This window comes from Pseudomonas sp. TH37 (assembly GCF_016650735.1).
Taxonomy (GTDB): domain Bacteria; phylum Pseudomonadota; class Gammaproteobacteria; order Pseudomonadales; family Pseudomonadaceae; genus Aquipseudomonas; species Aquipseudomonas farris.
This window is the reverse complement of record NZ_JAEKFD010000001.1, coordinates 369,796-388,151: the sequence shown is the minus strand read 5'-3', so window position 1 is coordinate 388,151 and position 18,356 is coordinate 369,796. Positions and strand designations below refer to the sequence as shown.

Sequence of the window (18,356 nt, the reverse complement as noted above, 5' to 3'; positions counted from 1 at the left end):
GTGCTGCGCGCGTTTTAAGACTGCTTGGAGGTCGAATTGGACAAGAATATGAAAATCCTCATCGTTGATGACTTCTCAACGATGCGGCGGATCATAAAAAACCTGTTGCGTGACCTTGGGTTCACCAACACGGTCGAGGCGGATGACGGTATTACCGCGATTCCGGTCCTCAACAGCGGGAGCATCGACTTTCTGGTAACGGACTGGAACATGCCCGGCATGACCGGTATTGATCTGCTGCGCCACGTGCGTGCCGATGAAAAACTCAAACACCTGCCGGTGTTGATGGTCACGGCCGAAGCCAAGCGCGAGCAAATCATCGAAGCCGCTCAGGCGGGTGTGAACGGCTATGTGGTCAAGCCATTCACAGCTCAGGCGTTGAAAGACAAGATTGAAAAGATCTTCGAACGCATCGGTTGATGTGCAAAGCCAGTCCGTCACGGGGGAGCTATGGAGCATAACGAATCTTCACAGGGCGATTTTGAATCGACCCTGAAAAAACACGCGGTCGAACTGGTCGAGAGCCTTGAAAAAGGCAGGTTCGGCGACGCTGTGCAACTGATCCATGAGCTCAACCAGACCCGTGACCGCGGCCTGTACCAGGAAGTGGGCAAGCTCACCCGCGAGCTGCATAGCGCGATCGTCAACTTTCAGATTGACCCGCACATGCCGCAAGCCGAGGAAGTGTCTCAGATCACGGATGCCACCGAGCGCCTGGGTTATGTGGTCAAGCTGACCGAGGCCGCAGCCAACCGCACCATGGACCTGGTGGAAAACGCCACGCCGCTGATCAACAGCCTGAGCGACGAAGCTCAGGCGCTGAGCACGGATTGGGGGCGGTTCATGCGTCGCGAAGTCGGGGCTGAAGAGTTCCGCGAACTGGCCCGGCGCGTCGACAGTTTCCTGACACGCAGCACTGAAGACAACCGCGTCGTGTCGAGCAACCTCAACGACATTCTGCTGGCCCAGGATTACCAGGACCTCACCGGTCAGGTGATCAAACGCGTGACCCAGTTGGTCACCGAAGTTGAAAGCAATCTGCTCAAGCTCGTGCTCATGGCCAGCCAGGTAGACCGCTTTGCGGGTATCGAACATGACCGTGATGCGATGCTGGCTGAAAAAGATCCACAAAAACATCTCTCTCAGGGTGAAGGTCCGCAGATTCATGCCGATAAAAGAGAAGACGTTGTGTCCGGTCAGGACGATGTGGACGATTTGTTATCCAGCCTAGGATTTTAGAGTTTTAGCATTTTAGGTTTTTTAGGTTTTTAGACCTCAGGAGCACCCCCTTAATGAGCTTCGGCGCCGATGAAGAGATCCTTCAGGATTTCCTGGTTGAGGCCGGCGAGATTCTAGAGCAACTGTCCGAACAGCTGGTCGAGCTTGAAAGCCGACCGGATGATGCGGATTTGCTCAATGCAATTTTTCGCGGTTTTCACACTGTAAAAGGGGGCGCCGGCTTCCTCCAGCTCAACGAGCTGGTGGAGTGCTGTCACATCGCCGAGAACGTGTTCGACATCCTGCGCAAGGGTGAACGACGCGTCGACTCGGAACTGATGGACGTGGTTCTCGAAGCATTGGACGCGGTGAACAGCATGTTCAGCGAAGTCCGCGAACGCAGCCCGATCACGGCTGCCACACCTGAATTGCTGGCTGCTCTGGCCCGCCTGGCCGAGCCGCAAACTGCCGATGAAGCGGCACCTGTCGCTGAAGTGATGCAAGCACCCGCCGCCGAAAGCGAGTCAGGTGACATCACCGATAACGAATTCGAACAACTGCTGGACTCGCTGAATGCCGTCAAGGCTCAGGCCGAGGCGCCTGTGGTTGCTCCGCCTGCCGCCGATGCGGCGACCAGCGACGAAATCACCGATGCCGAGTTCGAGTCGTTGCTCGATCAATTGCACGGCAAAGGCCAGTTCGCCGCCGATGCAGTGGTCGCAGCGCCTACCGCACCGGCAGCCCCGAAAGCGGCAGGCGACAGCTCCGACATTACCGACGACGAGTTCGAAGCACTGCTCGATCAGCTGCACGGCAAAGGCAACTTTGCCGTCGATGCGCTGGAGTCGGCGATTGCTTCGGCCCCGGCCCCGGCTGCGCCAACTGCTAAAGCGGCCGGCAGCGATCTGATCTCGGATCATGAGTTCGAATCGCTGCTCGACGAATTGCATGGCAAGGGCAAGTTCACTGAAGTGGGCACCGGTTCTGCTGCTTCCGTCGTAGCAACCCCAGTCGTCAAGGCTGCGGCGCCGGCACCTGTTGCCAAAGCGCCTGAACCAAAAGCCCAAGCGCCCAAGCCTGCTGCCGCTGCCGCACCGGCGCCTGCTCGTGCCCCGTCTGCGCCACCACCAGAAAAACCGGCCAGCGAAGCCGAGACCACCGTGCGGGTCGATACCGCGCGTCTCGACGAAATCATGAACATGGTCGGCGAGTTGGTACTGGTGCGTAACCGCCTGGTCCGTCTGGGTCTCAACAGTGGCGACGAAGCCATGTCCAAGGCCGTGTCGAACCTCGACGTGGTCACGGCCGACCTGCAAACCGCGGTCATGAAGACCCGGATGCAGCCGATCAAGAAAGTCTTCGGGCGCTTCCCGCGTCTGGTTCGCGACCTGGCTCGCCAGCTCAAGAAAGAGATCAACCTGGAGCTGGTCGGCGAAGAAACCGACCTCGACAAGAACCTCGTCGAGGCCTTGGCCGACCCGCTGGTCCACTTGGTGCGCAACTCGGTCGACCACGGTATTGAAGAGCCGGCTGAGCGCGAAGCGATGGGTAAACCTCGCAGCGGCAAGGTGATCCTGTCCGCGGAACAGGAAGGCGACCACATCCTGCTGTCCATCTCCGATGATGGCAAAGGTATGGATGCCGACGTTCTGCGCGGTATCGCCGTGAAGAAAGGCTTGATGGACAAGGATGCGGCGGACCGTCTCAGCGAGTCGGATTGCTTCAACCTGATCTTCGCTCCGGGTTTCTCGACCAAGACCGAGATTTCCGACGTCTCCGGGCGCGGCGTGGGCATGGACGTGGTGAAAACCAAAATCGCCCAGCTCAACGGCACCATCAATATCTACTCGACCAAGGGCAAGGGCTCGAAGATCGTCATCAAGGTCCCGTTGACCCTGGCGATCATGCCGACGCTGATGGTCATGCTCGGCAACCAGGCGTTCGCGTTCCCGCTGGTGAACGTCAACGAGATCTTCCACCTCGACTTGTCGCGCACCAACGTGGTGGACGGCCAGGAAGTGGTGATCGTGCGGGACAAGGCGCTGCCTCTGTTCTACCTCAAGCGCTGGCTGGTCAGCTCCGCCGCTCACGAAGAGCAGCGCGAAGGCCATGTGGTGATCCTTTCGGTGGGCACTCAGCGGATCGGCTTCGTCGTCGACCAACTGGTGGGCCAGGAAGAAGTGGTCATCAAGCCATTGGGCAAAATGCTCCAGGGAACCCCCGGCATGTCCGGCGCCACCATCACCGGTGACGGCCGCATTGCGCTGATTCTCGATGTTCCGAGCATGCTCAAGCGTTACGCCGCACGGCGTATTTGATTCTGGGGGAGCGGGGCGACTGAGCCTCGCCCCGTCTAACGGAGTGTTTATGGCAGTCAAAGTCCTGGTGGTGGACGATTCGGGGTTTTTCCGCCGCCGCGTCTCGGAAATTCTTTCAGCGGATTCGAATATCCAGGTCGTCGGTACGGCGACCAACGGCAAAGAGGCGATCGATCAGGCACTGGCCCTCAAGCCAGACGTGATCACCATGGACTACGAGATGCCGATGATGGATGGCATCACCGCAGTGCGGCACATCATGCAGCGCTGCCCGACCCCGGTGTTGATGTTCTCCTCGCTGACTCACGAAGGCGCGCGGGTCACCCTCGATGCGCTGGACGCCGGCGCGGTGGACTTCCTGCCGAAGAATTTCGAAGACATCTCCCGTAACCCGGAGAAGGTCAAGCAACTGCTGTGCGAGAAGATTCTCAGCATCTCGCGCAGTAATCGTCGCGCCAGCACTTACAGCGCCCCGGCCCCGGTGGCTGCGCCAGCCCCGACGCCTGTGCCTTCGAGCGTCAACATCTACGGCAGCAGCGCGCCTGCGCGTCCGGCACCGGCACCGATTCCGGCTCCGGCTCGCACCCATGCAGCGACTCCATCGTCGCCAGCGCCGAAACGCAAAGCCTACAAACTGGTCGCCATCGGCACCTCCACCGGCGGCCCGGTTGCCCTGCAACGGGTGCTGACGCAGTTGCCGGCCAACTTCCCGGCACCGATCGTGTTGATCCAGCACATGCCGGCAGCCTTCACCAAGGCTTTCGCCGAGCGTCTGGACAAGCTGTGCCGCATCAGCGTCAAGGAGGCCGAGGATGGTGACATCCTGCGTCCGGGCCTGGCGCTGTTGGCTCCTGGTGGCAAGCAAATGATGATCGACGGCCGTGGCGCGGTGAAAATCCTGCCGGGCGACGAGCGTCTGAACTACAAACCGTGCGTGGACATCACCTTCGGTTCCGCGGCCAAATCCTACGGCGACAAAGTTCTGGCGGTGGTACTGACCGGCATGGGCGCCGACGGTCGCGAAGGCGCGCGTCTGCTCAAGCAGGGTGGCAGTGCGATCTGGGCTCAGGATGAAGCCAGCTGCGTGATCTACGGCATGCCAATGGCCATCGTCAAAGCCGAACTCGCGGACGCGGTGTACAGCCTGGACGATATCGGCCGTCACCTGGTCGAGGCGTGTATCTGATGGATGTTTTAAGCCTTATCGGGATCATCATGGCGTTCGTCGCCATCATTGGCGGCAACTACCTTGAGGGCGGTCACCTCGGCGCGCTGGCCAACGGCCCGGCAGCGTTGATCGTACTCGGTGGGACCATCGGCGCAGCGCTGCTGCAATCGCCGATGAGCGCCTTCAAGCGCGCCATGCAGATTCTCGCCTGGATCCTGTTTCCACCGCGCGTGGACCTGGCCGGCGGCATCGATCGCGTAGTGAACTGGAGCCTGACCGCCCGCAAGGAAGGTTTGCTCGGTCTGGAAGGGGTGGCCGATGCCGAACCCGACAGCTACTCGCGAAAAGGTCTGCAACTGCTGGTGGATGGCGCCGAACCGGAAGCGATTCGCAGCATTCTGGAAGTGGATTTCTACACCCAGGAAAGCCGCGACATCGAAGCCGCCAAAGTCTTTGAAAGCATGGGTGGCTACGCGCCGACCATCGGCATCATCGGTGCGGTGATGGGCCTGATCCACGTCATGGGCAACCTGGCCGATCCGTCGCAACTGGGCAGCGGCATTGCCGTCGCCTTTGTCGCCACCATCTATGGCGTGGCCAGTGCCAACCTGATGTTGCTGCCGATTGCTGCCAAGCTCAAGTCCATCGCGTTGCGGCAGTCGCGTTATCGCGAGATGTTGCTGGAAGGGATTCTGTCGATCGCCGAAGGTGAAAACCCTCGCTCTATTGAGTTGAAGCTTCAGGGCTTCATGGATTAAGGGAATAACCTCATGGCTCGTCGTCGGCAACCTGAAGAACACGTAAACCACGAACGCTGGCTCGTTTCCTACGCCGACTTCATTACGTTGCTGTTCGCTTTCTTCGTGGTGATGTACTCGATTTCTTCGATCAACGAAGGCAAGTACAAGATCATTTCCGAGGCGTTGATCGGGGTGTTTACCGACTCCGATCGCGCCCTCAAACCGATTCCTATCGGTGAAGAGCGACCGAAGACCGTGACCCCGGCCAAGCCGCTGGTCAAGGACAGCGAACAGATCGACGCCGGCATCGCCCAGGCTGCCAACGATCCGCTCAAAAGCATTGCCGATGACATCAGCGCGGCGTTCGGCGATTTGATCAGCTCCAATCAGATGACCGTGCGCGGCAATGAGTTGTGGGTCGAGATCGAACTCAATTCCAGCCTGTTGTTCGGCAGCGGCGATGCCATGCCCAGCGACATCGCGTTCAACATCATCGACAAGGTTGCGGCGATCCTCAGGCCGTTCGACAACCCGATCCACGTCGAAGGCTTTACCGACGATCAGCCGATTCGCACCGCGCAATACCCGACCAACTGGGAGCTGTCCTCGGCCCGTTCGGCAAGCATCGTGCGCATGCTGGCGATGCAGGGTGTGAACCCGGGGCGTCTGGCGTCGGTGGGTTACGGCGAGTTCCAGCCAGTGGCCAACAACGCCACCGCCGAAGGCCGGGCGCGTAACCGTCGGGTAGTGTTGGTGGTTTCACGAAATCTCGATGTACGCCGCAGCCTCACCGGTACCGGAACGGCTCATGCACAACCGGATGCCGCGTTGAAGCGGGCTGGCACACAAACTGCACCTACCCCGGTCAAGTCGCCGGGACGAGAGAGCTCCGTCAATTCTCCGTCACCCGCATTAATACGTTGAGCTATTTCTCGGTCGACCTTTTCGACCGGGAGGAACAATCCGAATGAGAGTCTGGGCAGTCGCCAATCAAAAGGGTGGTGTCGGTAAAACCACTTCCTCCATCGCTTTAGCCGGTTTGCTGGCTGAGGCGGGCAAGCGCGTGGTTGTGGTCGATCTCGACCCCCACGGCTCCATGACCAGCTACTTCGGTTACGACCCCGACAGCCTGGAACACAGCAGCTACGACCTGTTTTTACATAAGGGCAGCGTGCCGCAAGGTTTGCCCGGTCAGTTGCTGATGCCCACCAGTGACGAACGCATTTCCCTGTTGCCATCGAGCACCGCGCTGGCAACCCTTGAGCGCCAGTCGCCGGGCCAGAGTGGTTTGGGCCTGGTGATCGCCAAGAGCCTGGCGCAGTTGTGGCAGGACTTCGATTACGCGGTGATCGACAGCCCGCCATTGCTCGGCGTGCTGATGGTCAATGCCTTGGCGGCCAGCCAGCAGTTGGTGATTCCGGTGCAGACCGAACACTTGGCGGTCAAAGGCCTGGAACGCATGGTCAACACTCTGGCGATGATCAACCGCTCGCGCAAACAGGCGCTGCCGTTCAGCATCGTGCCGACCCTTTTCGACCGTCGTACCCAGGCGTCCCTCGGCACCCTTCGCGTGCTACGCGACAAGTACCCGGAAGAAATCTGGCAAGGCTACATCCCGATCGACACCCGCTTGCGTGACGCGAGCCGGGCAGGGCTGACGCCTTCGCAATTCGACGGCAAGAGCCGTGGTGTTCTCGCTTACCGTGCACTGCTCAAGCATCTGCTGGCGGCGCAACTTGTTCCGCAGGTGGCGTGAGATGAACTCAATCCCTGTAGGAGCTGCCGCAGGCTGCGATCTTTTGATCTTTCTTTGTGACATCTTCGAATCCGCCAAAAGATCGCAGCCTTCGGCAGCTCCTACGATGGTGCGCGCATGACTCGCCCGGTGAAGATCACCTCGCGCCCGCAACTGGCCCTTCAGTCCTATCTGGACGCCTTGCTGCAGGACGCGACCGAAGAGCTGTCGCCAGAAGTCGAAGCGCTGCCCGAGGTTGTCGAGATTGTCGAGGTTGAAGCAGCGCTGGATGAGTTCCAGGCTGCCGTGCTTGAAGAACAGGCCCGCGATGCGCAGAAACCGGCAGTGGCCGCTGCACCCATCGTTGCGCCAGTGGTGAAAGCACCGGTGGCCGTGATCGACGCGCCGGCACCGATTCTGGTGCCCGTGTCGACGATTGCACCACTGCTGCAAGCATTGGTGCCGCCGTTGGTTGAAGTTCATCTGCCGCCAAGCAACACGCCGCCACCGGTGGAAACCGACGGTCGTCCAGCATGGGCTGCCGAGCCGTTCGAGTGCTTGTTGTTCGACGTCGCCGGGTTGACCCTGGCGGTGCCGCTGGTGTGCCTGGGCTCGATTTATTCGCTGGCCGGTCACGAGCTGACACCGTTGTTCGGTCAGCCGGAATGGTTCCTCGGGATCCTGCCAAGTCAGGCCGGAAACCTGAAAGTACTGGATACCGCGCGCTGGGTCATGCCGGATCGTTATCGCGATGATTTCCGCCAAGGCCTGCAATACGTTATTTCGGTTCAGGGCTACGAGTGGGGGCTGGCGGTGCATCAGGTCAGCCGCTCATTGCGCCTGGACCCGAACGAAATCAGATGGCGCAGCCACCGGGGTCAACGGCCATGGCTGGCGGGCACGGTGATTGAACACATGTGTGCCTTGCTCGACGTTTCCGCACTGGCCGAGCTGATCGCCAGCGGTGGGGCAAAGCACATGGGCGGCGGCAAGCCGACCCACAAACCGACATAAAGCTGCATAACAGACAAGCGACGGCATTTAGTGACGTCGCACAGAACACACACCGCCAGGGCGGTTTTTTGAGGGGTCAGGGTATGAATGATAAGGCGACAGCTGCAAAGGGTTCCGAAGATCCGATCCTGCAATGGGTAACCTTCAAGCTGGACAACGAAACCTACGGCATCAACGTGATGCGCGTTCAGGAAGTCCTGCGCTACACCGAAATCGCCCCGGTCCCGGGTGCTCCGAGCTACGTGCTGGGCATCATCAACCTGCGCGGTAACGTGGTTACTGTGATCGACACCCGTCAGCGCTTCGGCCTGATGAATGCCGAGATCAGCGACAACACCCGCATCGTCATCATCGAAGCCGACAAGCAAGTGGTCGGAATCATGGTCGACAGCGTGGCTGAAGTGGTTTACCTGCGTCAGTCGGAAATCGAGACCGCGCCAAACGTCGGTAACGAAGAGTCCGCCAAGTTCATTCAAGGCGTGTGCAACAAGAACAACGAACTGCTGATCCTGGTCGAGCTGGACAAGATGATGAGCGAAGAAGAATGGTCGGAACTGGAGAGTATCTGATTGATTCTTGAGGTAGCTGTCATTGTCCTGTTCCTCTTCTGGGCAGGCACGCTGGCGATGTTCCTGGCGTACATCCGCGCTCAGCGGCAGATCGCCGCGCAACAGGCCGAGGGCGATGCGCTGCGCGATCAGCGCATCAAGGACCTGGCCAAGCGCGTCGACGACTACCAGAACGGCAACGTGCGCATGGGTGACGACCTGCACGAATTGCGCGCCGTCGTCGGGCCGTTGCCAGACAAACTGGCTCAGTTGGAACAGCGTGATCCGTCGAGTCTTTCATTCGCTCAGGCAGCACGCCTGGTGGGGATGGGGGCCAGCGTCGATGAACTGACTCAGTCTTGCGGGTTGACCCAGGCTGAGGCGGAGTTGATGAGTAAGCTTCACAAGAACTGATTTTTGCGGTGTGGTTTAGATCGCTATCGCGGGCAAGCCCGCTCCCACATTGGATTGGCTGCGTTAACACGTTTTGTGTTCACCACCTATCCCTGTGGGAGCGGGCTTGCCCGCGAAGGCGTCCTCGAATCCTCAGCAATCATCCCCGCGCTCGGTGACATCTTTCTCCACCATCACCGCTTCCGGATCATGCCCGGCCGGAAACTTACCCTTCAAATTCCACGCAAACGCAATGATCTCTGCAATCGTGCGATACAACTCCTCGGGAATACTCTCCCCCAATTCCATCCGCGCCAACAGTTTCACCAGCTCGGCGTTTTCGTAGATCGGCACTTCATAATCACGGGCAATCTGCAGAATGGCTTCGGCCAATTCCTCATCACCTTTTGCCGTGAGGGTAGGGGCGTGGCTGCCGTCGTATTTGAGGGCGATGGCCTGGCGCGGCGCGGTGGATTTGTTCATGCGGTTTCGTCGACCCAGCGTTGTTCGAGGCGGGTTTGAGGGCCTTGTGGCGGTGTGCCGAGGTGGCAATCCAGATCGCCGACGTTCAGGCCTGACGCCAGCAGGCGTTCGCGCAGCCCGGCCAGATTGCTTTCGATCAGGCTCGCGGTGTACGGCCGCTCGGCCCACAACTGACTGGAGAGACTGCCTTTGATCAGCTGTGCCTGAATCTGCAACGGCCCTAACGGTTCCATGTCGAACGCCAGTTCGACGCGCCACAACTGTTGCTTGGGTTCGCGTTCGTCGCGGCGTTCGTGCGGTTGTTCTTTCTCGGGCGCTTCTTCGCGCTGGAATTTGACCTGCAACGGCACGATGTCTTGCAGGTTGCGCATGGGGATTTCCAGCTGCCAGGTGCTGAGCAGGCGACCGTCGTCGGTGAGGCCGGTCTGTTCCAGGCTCGACAGTTGATGGCTTTGCAGACGCGAGACAGCCGCCGCTGCCAGGCGCAGCAAGTGTTCCAGATCGCCTTCACCGTCCTGACTTTGCAGCAGACGCTCGGGGAGCGGGAAACTGGTCGGCAATGGTTTGGCGCTGACTTGCCCCAGCATGCCCAAGGCGCTACGCACGAAACTCGGCAGCGCCTGGGCCAAGGTGTTGGCGGCAATAATCGCGTTGAGATTGGTGTTGGCCGGCAGGCCCGGCGTCAGTTGTGCGATCAACTTGAGCAGGTCGCCCTTCATGTCTGGCGTCAGCGTCGGGTTTTGTCCGGTCAGCAGTTTCGCTTCAAGGAACAGGCCGCTGTTGGCCAGCGCCTGAGCCAGGCCTTTGGGCGTGCTCAGTTGCTGAACATCTGGCAGGCCTGCGAGCAATTTGTCCACGGTGGCGCGCAGGTCGCTGGAGGTCTGATCCGACGGCGGCAGGTTTTGCAGGACTTTGATCAAGCCATCCAGAGAGCCCTGGCGGCTTTGCTGGCTGACCAACTGCTGCGTCACCGCCAACTGTTCCTGACGGCTGCTCAACGGGACGAATTTCAGGGTCTGGGTGTCCTGCACCAAGGCGCTGAGCAAAGTGCCGATGCGCAGTGGCGTCGGGCTGTCGATGCTCAGCGTGCTACCGCTCAGCGCGGTGTTGAGCAGGCTCACCATCGAGCGAAACACCGTCGGCTGGTCCGGCGCCTGCGGCATCACCTGAGAGGTCAGTACTTTTCCTTGCAGCAACGTCCCGACCGGCAGTTGCGCCGTGTCGATGCGGGTGAGGGTCGCGACGCTGGAGGCGATGGCCTGTTGCACCGTGATCGCCAGATTGCCCGCCGATGGCTGGGTGATCGCCAGGCTGGTGCCCTGGGGCAACGGCTGAGTGCTGGTGGCCTGGACCGTGGTCTGGCGACCGCTGTCGAGGGTGACCTTGAGCAACAGTTGAAAAGTCTGATCCGTCTGCTTGAGCGAGAGCACTTCAGCCTTGGCGGTTTGCCCAACGGAGATCAGGCCCTCCATCGGCGTCAGCAGCTTGAGTAGCTCACCACTCACCACCAGCGGCCGCGAAGTCGCGGGCGTGGTCTGCGGCAGCGGAAGGATGTTCATTTCGCCTGTCATATGCGGTCACAACCTGTGGAAATTGCGCTCTTTAGAGTCGGGCATGGCATGTATAATGCCGTCCCGATGCAACCGGGGCGCTAAAAACATTGCAATTGATTGACGCAGCTCTCTAAAACGGGCCGCCAATGCATCTATCCTGCATCTCTTTAGCGGCCGCTCCACTGCCGACTTGAACCGCAAAAGGCCCGTGATCTCTTGACCAGTCCTGTCCTGCAAACCGTTGCCCTCGCCTGTGAGCGAGACCTTCGGCTGCTCTTCGAAAATCTCGAATTGAGACTGGCCAGTGGCGAAATGTTGCAAATCAGCGGGCCCAACGGCAGTGGCAAGACCAGTCTTTTACGTCTGCTGTCTGGTTTGATGCAGCCGACCGCCGGTCAAGTGTTGCTCAATGGCCAGCCGCTGAACGATCAGCGTCTTGAACTGGCGCGCAATCTGCTCTGGATCGGCCATGCCGCCGGCATCAAGGATTTGCTGACCCCCGAGGAAAACCTCAGCTGGCTCTGCGCCTTGCATCAACCGGCCTCCCATGAGGCGATCTGGCAGGCGCTGACGGCGGTGGGGCTGCGCGGTTTCGAGGATGTTCCCTGCCACACGCTCTCCGCCGGGCAACAGCGCCGCGTCGCGTTGGCGCGTTTGTATCTGGACAGCCCGCCGCTGTGGATCCTCGATGAGCCGTTCACCGCGCTCGACAAACAAGGCGTGGCGCAACTCGAAGAACACCTGGCTGCGCACTGCGAGCGGGGTGGCATGGTGGTCCTGACCACTCACCACACCCTGACCCGGATGCCGGCCGGCTATCGCGACATTGATTTGGGGAACTGGGCCGTATGAGTGTTTTCGGCCTGTTGGTCGCCCGCGAGGCACGTTTGCTGTTCCGCCGTCCTGCCGAATTGGCGAATCCGTTGGTGTTCTTCGCCATCGTCGTCTCTTTGTTCCCATTGGCGGTCGGCCCCGAGACTCAATTGTTGCAAACCTTGTCCCCGGGGCTGGTCTGGGTGGCAGCACTTTTATCGGTTTTGCTCTCGCTGGACGGGCTTTTCCGCAGTGATTTCGAAGACGGGTCGCTTGAGCAGTGGGTCCTTTCGTCGCACCCCCTGCCTCTTCTGGTGCTGGCCAAGGTACTGGCACACTGGGCCTTTTCCGGCCTGGCGCTGGTTTTGCTCGCACCCTTGCTGGCGTTGATGCTTGGTTTGCCTGCCGCCTGTCTGCCGGTGTTGCTGCTTTCTTTATTGCTGGGTACACCGGTGCTGAGCCTGCTCGGTGCGGTGGGCGCGGCGTTGACGGTAGGATTGAAGCGCGGCGGCCTGTTGCTGGCGTTGCTGATTCTGCCGCTGTACATCCCGGTGTTGATTCTCGGCAGTGGCGCCTTGCAGGCGGCATTGCAGGGCATGCCGGCGACCGGTTATCTCTTGTGGCTTGGTAGCCTGACCGCCCTGGCGATAACCCTGACACCTTTTGCAATAGCTGCTGGCCTGAAGATCAGCGTCGGCGAATAATGAGGTCTGGTTATTTTTTAACCAGTAAAGACCCTTTGGCTGCTTCGTGATGACGAGCAGCAACCGTGATGGAAACAGCAATGAACTGGACCTGGTTTCATAAGCTCGGCTCACCCAAATGGTTTTACGGTATCAGTGGCAAACTGCTGCCGTGGCTGAGCGTCGCGGCGTTGCTACTGATCAGCATCGGTGTGGTTTGGGGGTTGGCCTTCGCGCCGCCGGACTACCAGCAAGGCAACAGCTTTCGGATCATCTATATTCACGTCCCGGCCGCCATGCTGGCGCAGTCCATCTACGTGATGCTGGCCGTGTGCGGCATCGTCGGGCTGGTCTGGAAGATGAAGCTGGCCGACGTCGCCCTGCAATGCGCCGCACCGATCGGTGCCTGGATGACCGCCGTGGCGCTGGTCACCGGCGCGATCTGGGGCAAACCGACCTGGGGTTCGTGGTGGGTCTGGGATGCGCGACTTACGTCCATGCTTATTCTGCTGTTTCTGTACTTCGGTCTTATTGCGCTGGGCAACGCCATCAGCAATCGTGACAGCGCCGCCAAGGCCTGTGCGGTACTGGCAATCGTCGGCGTGATCAACATCCCGATCATCAAATATTCGGTGGAGTGGTGGAACACCCTGCACCAGGGCGCGACCTTCACCCTCACCGAAAAACCGGCAATGCCCGCCGAGATGTGGCTGCCACTGCTGCTGACGGCGCTGGGTTTCTACTGTTTCTTCGGCGCGGTGCTGTTGCTGCGCATGCGCCTTGAAGTGCTCAAGCGCGAAGCCCGGGCGAGCTGGGTGAAAACCGAAGTGCAGAACAGTCTGGAGGTCGCTCGATGAGTTTCGCTTCATTCGGCGACTTTCTCGCCATGGGCCATCACGGCCTGTATGTCTGGTCAGCCTATGGCATTAGCCTGGCGGTGCTGGCCCTCAACGTGGCGGTGCCGATCCTGGCCCGCAAGCGGTATCTGCAACAAGAGGCGCGTCGTCTGCGCCGGGAGAACGGCAAGTGAATCCCCTGCGTAAAAAGCGTCTTATCATCATTTTCGCGATCCTGGTTGGTGTCGGCGCTGCCGTTGGCCTGGCCTTGAGCGCCTTGAAACAGAACATCAATCTGTTCTACACCCCGACCCAGATCGCCAACGGCGAAGCGCCGCAAGACACACGTATCCGCGCGGGTGGCATGGTTGAGAAAGGTTCGCTGCAGCGTTCCGGCGATTCCCTGGACGTGAAATTCATCGTCACCGACTTCAACAAATCCGTGACCATCAGTTATCGCGGCATCCTGCCGGACCTGTTCCGTGAAGGGCAGGGCATCGTTGCCCTCGGCAAGCTCAACGCTGACGGCGTTGTGGTGGCCGACGAAGTGCTGGCCAAGCACGATGAAAAGTACATGCCGCCGGAAGTGACCAAGGCGCTGAAAGACAGCGGTCAGTCGGCCCCTACTCCCGCGAAAGAGGGCTAACTGATGACTTCCTCACTTTATAGTTCAGGGCTGTTCATCCCTGAATTGGGCCACTTGGCCATGATACTGGCGCTGTGTTTCGCGCTGGTTCAAGCCGTGGTGCCATTGCTCGGTGCATGGCGCGGCGACCGCTTGTGGATGAGCCTGGCCCAGCCGGCCGCCTGGGGGCAGTTCGCGTTTCTGCTGTTCGCTTTCGGTTGCCTGACTTACGCGTTCATGGCGGACGACTTCTCCGTTGCTTACGTGGCCAGCAACTCCAACAGCGCCTTGCCGTGGTACTACAAATTCAGCGCCGTCTGGGGCGCTCACGAAGGTTCGTTGCTGCTGTGGGCACTGATCCTCGGCGGCTGGACCTTCGCGGTGTCGGTGTTCTCCCGGCAATTACCGCAAGTGATGCTGGCCCGGGTGCTGGCAGTGATGGGCATGATCAGCACCGGTTTCCTGCTGTTCCTGATCCTGACGTCCAACCCGTTCGCCCGCATCCTGCCGCAGATGCCGACGGATGGTCGCGACCTTAATCCACTGCTGCAAGACATCGGCCTGATCGTTCACCCGCCGATGCTGTACATGGGCTATGTCGGTTTCTCCGTGGCCTTCGCCTTCGCCATTGCTGCGCTGCTGGGCGGCCGCCTCGATGCGGCGTGGGCGCGCTGGTCGCGTCCGTGGACAATCGTGGCCTGGGCTTTCCTCGGTATCGGTATTACGTTGGGCTCCTGGTGGGCCTACTACGAACTCGGCTGGGGCGGCTGGTGGTTCTGGGACCCGGTGGAAAACGCGTCCTTCATGCCTTGGCTGGTGGGCACGGCGCTGATTCACTCGTTGGCGGTCACGGAAAAACGTGGCGTGTTCAAGAGCTGGACGGTGTTGCTGGCCATCGCCGCGTTCTCATTGAGCTTGCTCGGGACTTTCCTGGTACGTTCCGGCGTGCTGACCTCGGTTCACGCCTTTGCGTCCGACCCTGAGCGCGGCGTGTTTATCCTGATCTTCCTGCTGTTTGTGGTCGGTGGTTCGCTGACGCTGTTCGCTCTGCGCGCTCCGGTGGTCAAGAGCCATGTCGGTTTCAACCTCTGGTCCCGGGAAACCCTGCTGCTGGGCAATAACCTGGTGCTGGTGGTGGCCGCTTCGATGATCCTGCTCGGTACCTTGTATCCATTGATCCTCGATGCGATGACCGGCGCCAAACTGTCGGTCGGCCCGCCATACTTCAACGCGCTGTTCATTCCATTGATGGCGTTGCTGATGGTGGTGATGGCGGTCGGCATGCTGGTGCGCTGGAAAGACACCCCGGTCAAATGGCTGATGAGCATGTTGACCCCGGTGTTGCTCGGCAGCGCTGCGCTGGCCGTCGTGGCGGGCGTCGCTTATGGCGATTTCAATTGGGCAGTACTGGCGACATTCATGCTGGCTGCCTGGGTGTTGCTGGCCGGTGTGCGGGATATCTTCGACAAGACCCGTCACAAGGGCCTGATCAAAGGTCTGCCGACTCTGACTCGCAGCTATTGGGGCATGCAAGTCGCACATTTGGGCATTGCCGTGTGCGCGCTGGGTGTCGTGTTGTCGAGCCAGAACAGTGCCGAGCGTGATCTGCGCCTGGCGCCGGGTGAGTCCATGAGCCTGGCCGGTTATCAGTTTGTGTTCGAAGGCGCCAAGCACTTCGAAGGGCCGAACTTCACGTCCGACAAGGGCACCATCCGGGTGATCCGCGATGGCAAGGAAATCAGCGTGCTGCACCCGGAAAAACGCCTGTACACCGTGCAGAACTCGGTGATGACCGAAGCCGGGATCGACGCCGGTTTCACCCGTGACCTTTACGTCGCTCTGGGCGAGCCGCTGGGCGAGGGTGCCTGGGCGGTCCGCGTGCACGTCAAACCGTTCGTGCGCTGGATCTGGTTCGGTGGGTTGCTCACCGGTCTCGGCGGGTTGCTGGCGGCGCTGGATCGCCGTTATCGGGTCAAGGTGAAAAGCCGCGTGCGTGAAGCGCTCGGCATGACGGGAGCCACTGCATGAGACGTTGGTTGATGCTGTTACCACTGGCGATTTTTCTGGTGGTTGCTGTTTTTCTGTATCGGGGTCTGTACCTGGACCCGGCCGAGCTGCCTTCGGCGATGATCAACAAACCGTTCCCGGAGTTTTCGTTGCCTTCGGTGCAGGGTGACAAAACCCTGACCAAAGCGGACCTTCTGGGTAAACCGGCATTGGTCAACGTCTGGGGCACCTGGTGCATTTCCTGCCGGGTCGAGCACCCGGTGCTGAACAAACTGGCCGGGCAGGGCGTGGTGATCTACGGCGTCAACTACAAGGACGTCAACACCGATGCCTTGAAGTGGCTGGCCGAGTTCCACAACCCGTATCAACTGGACATCCGTGACGATGCCGGCACCCTGGGCCTGAACCTTGGCGTGTACGGCGCACCGGAAACCTTCTTCATCGACGCCAAGGGCATCATCCGCGACAAATTCGTCGGCGTGATCGACGAGCAAGTCTGGCGCGAAAAACTGGCGGCCAAATATCAGGCGCTGGTCGACGAGGCCAAGCCATGAGGCGCTGGATCGCCGCCGCCGTGCTGGGTTTGAGCATGGCCGGTGTGGCCCACGCGGCCATCGACACCTATGAGTTCGCCAAAGAAGGCGACCGTGAGCGTTTTCGTGAGCTGACCAAGGAACTGCGTTGCCCCAAGTGCCAGAATCAGGACATCGCCGATTCCAACGCACCGATCGCCGCCGACCTGCGCAAAGAGATTTTTCGCATGCTCGGCGAGGGCAAGGACAACCAGCAAATCATCGATTTCATGGTCGACCGCTACGGTGATTTCGTCCGCTACAAACCTGCCCTCAACGCCAAAACCGCACTGCTCTGGTTCGGCCCCGCCGGCCTGTTGCTGGGCGGTTTTGTGATCATCGCCGTGATCGTCCGCCGTCGTCGCGTGCAACGCACCGACAGCCCGGACACGCTTTCTGCCGAGGAGCGCGAGCGCCTCGACCACCTGTTGGATAAAACCAAGAATGATTGATTTCTGGCTCGCTGCAGGCCTGCTGCTCCTGGTTGCCCTGAGTTTTCTGCTGATCCCTGTTCTGCGTGGTCGTCGCGCTCAGCTTGAAGAGGACCGCACGGCACTGAACGTCGCGCTTTATCAGGAGCGCGTGGCTGAGTTGCAGACTCAGCAGGAAGAGGGCGTGCTCAACGCCGAACAAATGGACACCGGCCGCGCCGAAGCTGCCCGTGAACTGCTCGCCGACACCGAAGGCGTCGAGGCGCCGCGCGTGTCGCGTCTGGGCAAACCGTTGCCATTGCTGGCGGCGATTCTGGTGCCGGTGCTGGGTCTTGGGCTGTACCTGCATTTCGGCGCCAGCGACAAAGTCGAGCTGACCCGCGAATTCGCTCAGGCGCCGCAGTCGATGGAAGAGATGACCCGTCGACTGGAACGTGCGGTTGCCGCCCAACCGGATTCGGCCGAAGGCCTGTACTTCCTCGGCCGCACCTACATGGCTCAGGACCGTCCGGCTGATGCAGCGAAGATCTTCGAACGCACCGTGACCCTGGCTGGTCGTCAGCCGGAACTGCTCGGGCAATGGGCCCAGGCGCAATATTTCGCTGATGGCAAGAAGTGGTCGGACAAGGTTCAGGCACTGACCGACGAAGCGCTGAAAGCTGATCCGAAAGAAGTCACCAGCCTCGGTCTGCTAGGCATCGCGGCCTTTGAAAGTGAGCGTTACCAGGACGCCATCGACTATTGGAATCGCCTGCTGACGCAACTGCCGCCGGATGATAAATCCCGCGTCGCGCTGCAAGGTGGCATTACTCGCGCCGCCGAGAAACTCGAAGCCAGTGGTGGCAAGGTTGCCCAAGCGCCTGCGGCCAAAGCTGCAGCACTGCTCAAAGTGCAAGTCGATCTGGCGCCAGAGCTGAAAGCCAAGGTCCAGCCGGGTGACAGCGTGTTCATCTTCGCCCGCGCCATCTCCGGCCCACCCGCGCCGCTGGCCGCCAAGCGTCTGACCGTTGCCGACTTGCCGGCGACTGTGGAACTGGGTGATGCCGACGCCATGATGCCGCAGTTGAAACTGTCGAACTTCCCTGAAGTCCAACTGGTTGCGCGCATCTCCCGCGCCGGCCAACCGACTGCCGGCGAATGGATCGGTCGCAGCCAACCCTTGGCCACCACCACCACCGCGCAACAAAAACTGATCATCGACAGCCCGGATAAATAACAG

The 18,356-nt window shown here is 60.4% G+C and carries 21 protein-coding genes; 19 read left to right on the top strand and 2 right to left on the bottom strand.

Annotated elements, in window-relative coordinates; translation table 11 throughout:
- The first annotated feature begins 48 nt into the window (after positions 1 to 48).
- The 10 genes from JFU11_RS01850 (at position 49) to JFU11_RS01805 (ending at position 9,155) form a co-directional block, all read left to right on the top strand.
- A complete protein-coding gene (locus JFU11_RS01850; protein WP_008072643.1) occupies positions 49 to 420 on the top strand; it encodes a chemotaxis response regulator CheY in 372 nt (123 codons plus the stop codon).
- Between the two features lie 30 nt (positions 421 to 450).
- Positions 451 to 1,239, top strand: coding sequence for a protein phosphatase CheZ (locus JFU11_RS01845; RefSeq protein WP_123720706.1), 789 nt, complete (start codon positions 451 to 453; stop codon positions 1,237 to 1,239).
- Positions 1,240 to 1,292: 53 nt separating this feature from the next.
- Positions 1,293 to 3,536: a chemotaxis protein CheA gene (locus JFU11_RS01840; RefSeq protein WP_201059547.1), complete on the top strand. Its 2,244-nt coding sequence runs from the start codon at positions 1,293 to 1,295 to the stop codon at positions 3,534 to 3,536.
- A gap of 49 nt (positions 3,537 to 3,585) precedes the next feature.
- The gene (locus JFU11_RS01835) at positions 3,586 to 4,722 is read left to right on the top strand and encodes a chemotaxis response regulator protein-glutamate methylesterase (RefSeq protein ID WP_201059545.1); all 1,137 of its coding nucleotides are present in this window, start codon (positions 3,586 to 3,588) and stop codon (positions 4,720 to 4,722) included.
- The gene (locus tag JFU11_RS01830; RefSeq protein ID WP_095051775.1) at positions 4,722 to 5,462 is read left to right on the top strand and encodes a flagellar motor protein; all 741 of its coding nucleotides are present in this window, start codon (positions 4,722 to 4,724) and stop codon (positions 5,460 to 5,462) included. Before JFU11_RS01835 ends, JFU11_RS01830 begins: the two co-directional genes overlap by 1 nt.
- A gap of 12 nt (positions 5,463 to 5,474) precedes the next feature.
- Complete coding sequence (motD, locus tag JFU11_RS01825) at positions 5,475 to 6,368, top strand: flagellar motor protein MotD (protein WP_201059543.1); 894 nt, start codon at positions 5,475 to 5,477, stop codon at positions 6,366 to 6,368.
- Between the two features lie 43 nt (positions 6,369 to 6,411).
- The gene (locus JFU11_RS01820) at positions 6,412 to 7,200 is read left to right on the top strand and encodes a ParA family protein (protein WP_030130563.1); all 789 of its coding nucleotides are present in this window, start codon (positions 6,412 to 6,414) and stop codon (positions 7,198 to 7,200) included.
- Positions 7,201 to 7,317: 117 nt separating this feature from the next.
- Positions 7,318 to 8,193: a CheW domain-containing protein gene (locus JFU11_RS01815; protein WP_123720710.1), complete on the top strand. Its 876-nt coding sequence runs from the start codon at positions 7,318 to 7,320 to the stop codon at positions 8,191 to 8,193.
- A gap of 83 nt (positions 8,194 to 8,276) precedes the next feature.
- Entirely contained in the window at positions 8,277 to 8,762 is a 486-nt protein-coding gene (locus JFU11_RS01810) for a chemotaxis protein CheW (RefSeq protein ID WP_007980742.1), read from the top strand.
- The gene (locus tag JFU11_RS01805; RefSeq protein ID WP_201059541.1) at positions 8,763 to 9,155 is read left to right on the top strand and encodes a DUF2802 domain-containing protein; all 393 of its coding nucleotides are present in this window, start codon (positions 8,763 to 8,765) and stop codon (positions 9,153 to 9,155) included.
- Positions 9,156 to 9,287: 132 nt separating this feature from the next.
- On the opposite strand, the gene JFU11_RS01800 is transcribed toward JFU11_RS01805, so the two are convergent.
- Both JFU11_RS01800 and JFU11_RS01795 read right to left on the bottom strand, forming a co-directional pair.
- Positions 9,288 to 9,617 (bottom strand): EscU/YscU/HrcU family type III secretion system export apparatus switch protein, encoded by a 330-nt coding sequence (locus JFU11_RS01800; protein WP_201059539.1) that lies wholly within the window; start codon positions 9,615 to 9,617, stop codon positions 9,288 to 9,290.
- Positions 9,614 to 11,188 carry a flagellar hook-length control protein FliK gene (locus JFU11_RS01795; RefSeq protein ID WP_201121216.1) on the bottom strand — a complete coding sequence of 525 codons (1,575 nt, stop codon included), beginning with the start codon at positions 11,186 to 11,188 and terminating at the stop codon, positions 9,614 to 9,616. Before JFU11_RS01795 ends, JFU11_RS01800 begins: the two co-directional genes overlap by 4 nt.
- Before the next feature lie 198 nt (positions 11,189 to 11,386).
- Here JFU11_RS01795 and ccmA point away from each other — a divergent pair, with 198 nt between their 5' ends.
- The 9 genes from ccmA (at position 11,387) to ccmI (ending at position 18,353) form a co-directional block, all read left to right on the top strand.
- Positions 11,387 to 12,022, top strand: coding sequence for a cytochrome c biogenesis heme-transporting ATPase CcmA (gene ccmA, locus JFU11_RS01790; protein ID WP_123720713.1), 636 nt, complete (start codon positions 11,387 to 11,389; stop codon positions 12,020 to 12,022).
- Positions 12,019 to 12,687, top strand: coding sequence for a heme exporter protein CcmB (gene ccmB, locus JFU11_RS01785; protein WP_105339828.1), 669 nt, complete (start codon positions 12,019 to 12,021; stop codon positions 12,685 to 12,687). Before ccmA ends, ccmB begins: the two co-directional genes overlap by 4 nt.
- A gap of 80 nt (positions 12,688 to 12,767) precedes the next feature.
- Complete coding sequence (locus JFU11_RS01780) at positions 12,768 to 13,523, top strand: heme ABC transporter permease (RefSeq protein WP_123720715.1); 756 nt, start codon at positions 12,768 to 12,770, stop codon at positions 13,521 to 13,523.
- A complete protein-coding gene (ccmD, locus tag JFU11_RS01775) occupies positions 13,520 to 13,696 on the top strand; it encodes a heme exporter protein CcmD (RefSeq protein WP_123360189.1) in 177 nt (58 codons plus the stop codon). Before JFU11_RS01780 ends, ccmD begins: the two co-directional genes overlap by 4 nt.
- Positions 13,693 to 14,148: a cytochrome c maturation protein CcmE gene (gene ccmE / locus JFU11_RS01770; RefSeq protein WP_038979631.1), complete on the top strand. Its 456-nt coding sequence runs from the start codon at positions 13,693 to 13,695 to the stop codon at positions 14,146 to 14,148. The genes ccmD and ccmE overlap by 4 nt, the downstream gene beginning before the upstream one ends.
- A gap of 3 nt (positions 14,149 to 14,151) precedes the next feature.
- Complete coding sequence (locus JFU11_RS01765) at positions 14,152 to 16,155, top strand: heme lyase CcmF/NrfE family subunit (protein WP_123720716.1); 2,004 nt, start codon at positions 14,152 to 14,154, stop codon at positions 16,153 to 16,155.
- On the top strand, positions 16,152 to 16,688 hold the full coding sequence (locus tag JFU11_RS01760) for a DsbE family thiol:disulfide interchange protein (RefSeq protein WP_052966781.1): 537 nt from the start codon (positions 16,152 to 16,154) through the stop codon (positions 16,686 to 16,688). The genes JFU11_RS01765 and JFU11_RS01760 overlap by 4 nt, the downstream gene beginning before the upstream one ends.
- On the top strand, positions 16,685 to 17,158 hold the full coding sequence (locus tag JFU11_RS01755) for a cytochrome c-type biogenesis protein (RefSeq protein ID WP_123720717.1): 474 nt from the start codon (positions 16,685 to 16,687) through the stop codon (positions 17,156 to 17,158). The genes JFU11_RS01760 and JFU11_RS01755 overlap by 4 nt, the downstream gene beginning before the upstream one ends.
- Complete coding sequence (ccmI, locus tag JFU11_RS01750) at positions 17,151 to 18,353, top strand: c-type cytochrome biogenesis protein CcmI (RefSeq protein ID WP_201059536.1); 1,203 nt, start codon at positions 17,151 to 17,153, stop codon at positions 18,351 to 18,353. The genes JFU11_RS01755 and ccmI overlap by 8 nt, the downstream gene beginning before the upstream one ends.
- Positions 18,354 to 18,356: the final 3 nt, after the last annotated feature.

Coding starts and splice junctions, on each gene's coding strand:
- JFU11_RS01800 (WP_201059539.1), bottom strand. CDS start 9,617: ATGAACAAATCCACCGCGCCGCGCCAGGCCATCGCCCTCAAATACGAC.
- motD (WP_201059543.1), top strand. CDS start 5,475: ATGGCTCGTCGTCGGCAACCTGAAGAACACGTAAACCACGAACGCTGG.
- JFU11_RS01830 (WP_095051775.1), top strand. CDS start 4,722: ATGGATGTTTTAAGCCTTATCGGGATCATCATGGCGTTCGTCGCCATC.
- JFU11_RS01835 (WP_201059545.1), top strand. CDS start 3,586: ATGGCAGTCAAAGTCCTGGTGGTGGACGATTCGGGGTTTTTCCGCCGC.
- JFU11_RS01755 (WP_123720717.1), top strand. CDS start 16,685: ATGAGGCGCTGGATCGCCGCCGCCGTGCTGGGTTTGAGCATGGCCGGT.
- JFU11_RS01810 (WP_007980742.1), top strand. CDS start 8,277: ATGAATGATAAGGCGACAGCTGCAAAGGGTTCCGAAGATCCGATCCTG.
- JFU11_RS01845 (WP_123720706.1), top strand. CDS start 451: ATGGAGCATAACGAATCTTCACAGGGCGATTTTGAATCGACCCTGAAA.
- ccmB (WP_105339828.1), top strand. CDS start 12,019: ATGAGTGTTTTCGGCCTGTTGGTCGCCCGCGAGGCACGTTTGCTGTTC.
- JFU11_RS01760 (WP_052966781.1), top strand. CDS start 16,152: ATGAGACGTTGGTTGATGCTGTTACCACTGGCGATTTTTCTGGTGGTT.
- JFU11_RS01795 (WP_201121216.1), bottom strand. CDS start 11,188: ATGACAGGCGAAATGAACATCCTTCCGCTGCCGCAGACCACGCCCGCG.
- ccmI (WP_201059536.1), top strand. CDS start 17,151: ATGATTGATTTCTGGCTCGCTGCAGGCCTGCTGCTCCTGGTTGCCCTG.
- JFU11_RS01765 (WP_123720716.1), top strand. CDS start 14,152: ATGACTTCCTCACTTTATAGTTCAGGGCTGTTCATCCCTGAATTGGGC.
- JFU11_RS01840 (WP_201059547.1), top strand. CDS start 1,293: ATGAGCTTCGGCGCCGATGAAGAGATCCTTCAGGATTTCCTGGTTGAG.
- JFU11_RS01850 (WP_008072643.1), top strand. CDS start 49: ATGAAAATCCTCATCGTTGATGACTTCTCAACGATGCGGCGGATCATA.
- JFU11_RS01820 (WP_030130563.1), top strand. CDS start 6,412: ATGAGAGTCTGGGCAGTCGCCAATCAAAAGGGTGGTGTCGGTAAAACC.
- JFU11_RS01780 (WP_123720715.1), top strand. CDS start 12,768: ATGAACTGGACCTGGTTTCATAAGCTCGGCTCACCCAAATGGTTTTAC.
- JFU11_RS01815 (WP_123720710.1), top strand. CDS start 7,318: ATGACTCGCCCGGTGAAGATCACCTCGCGCCCGCAACTGGCCCTTCAG.
- ccmD (WP_123360189.1), top strand. CDS start 13,520: ATGAGTTTCGCTTCATTCGGCGACTTTCTCGCCATGGGCCATCACGGC.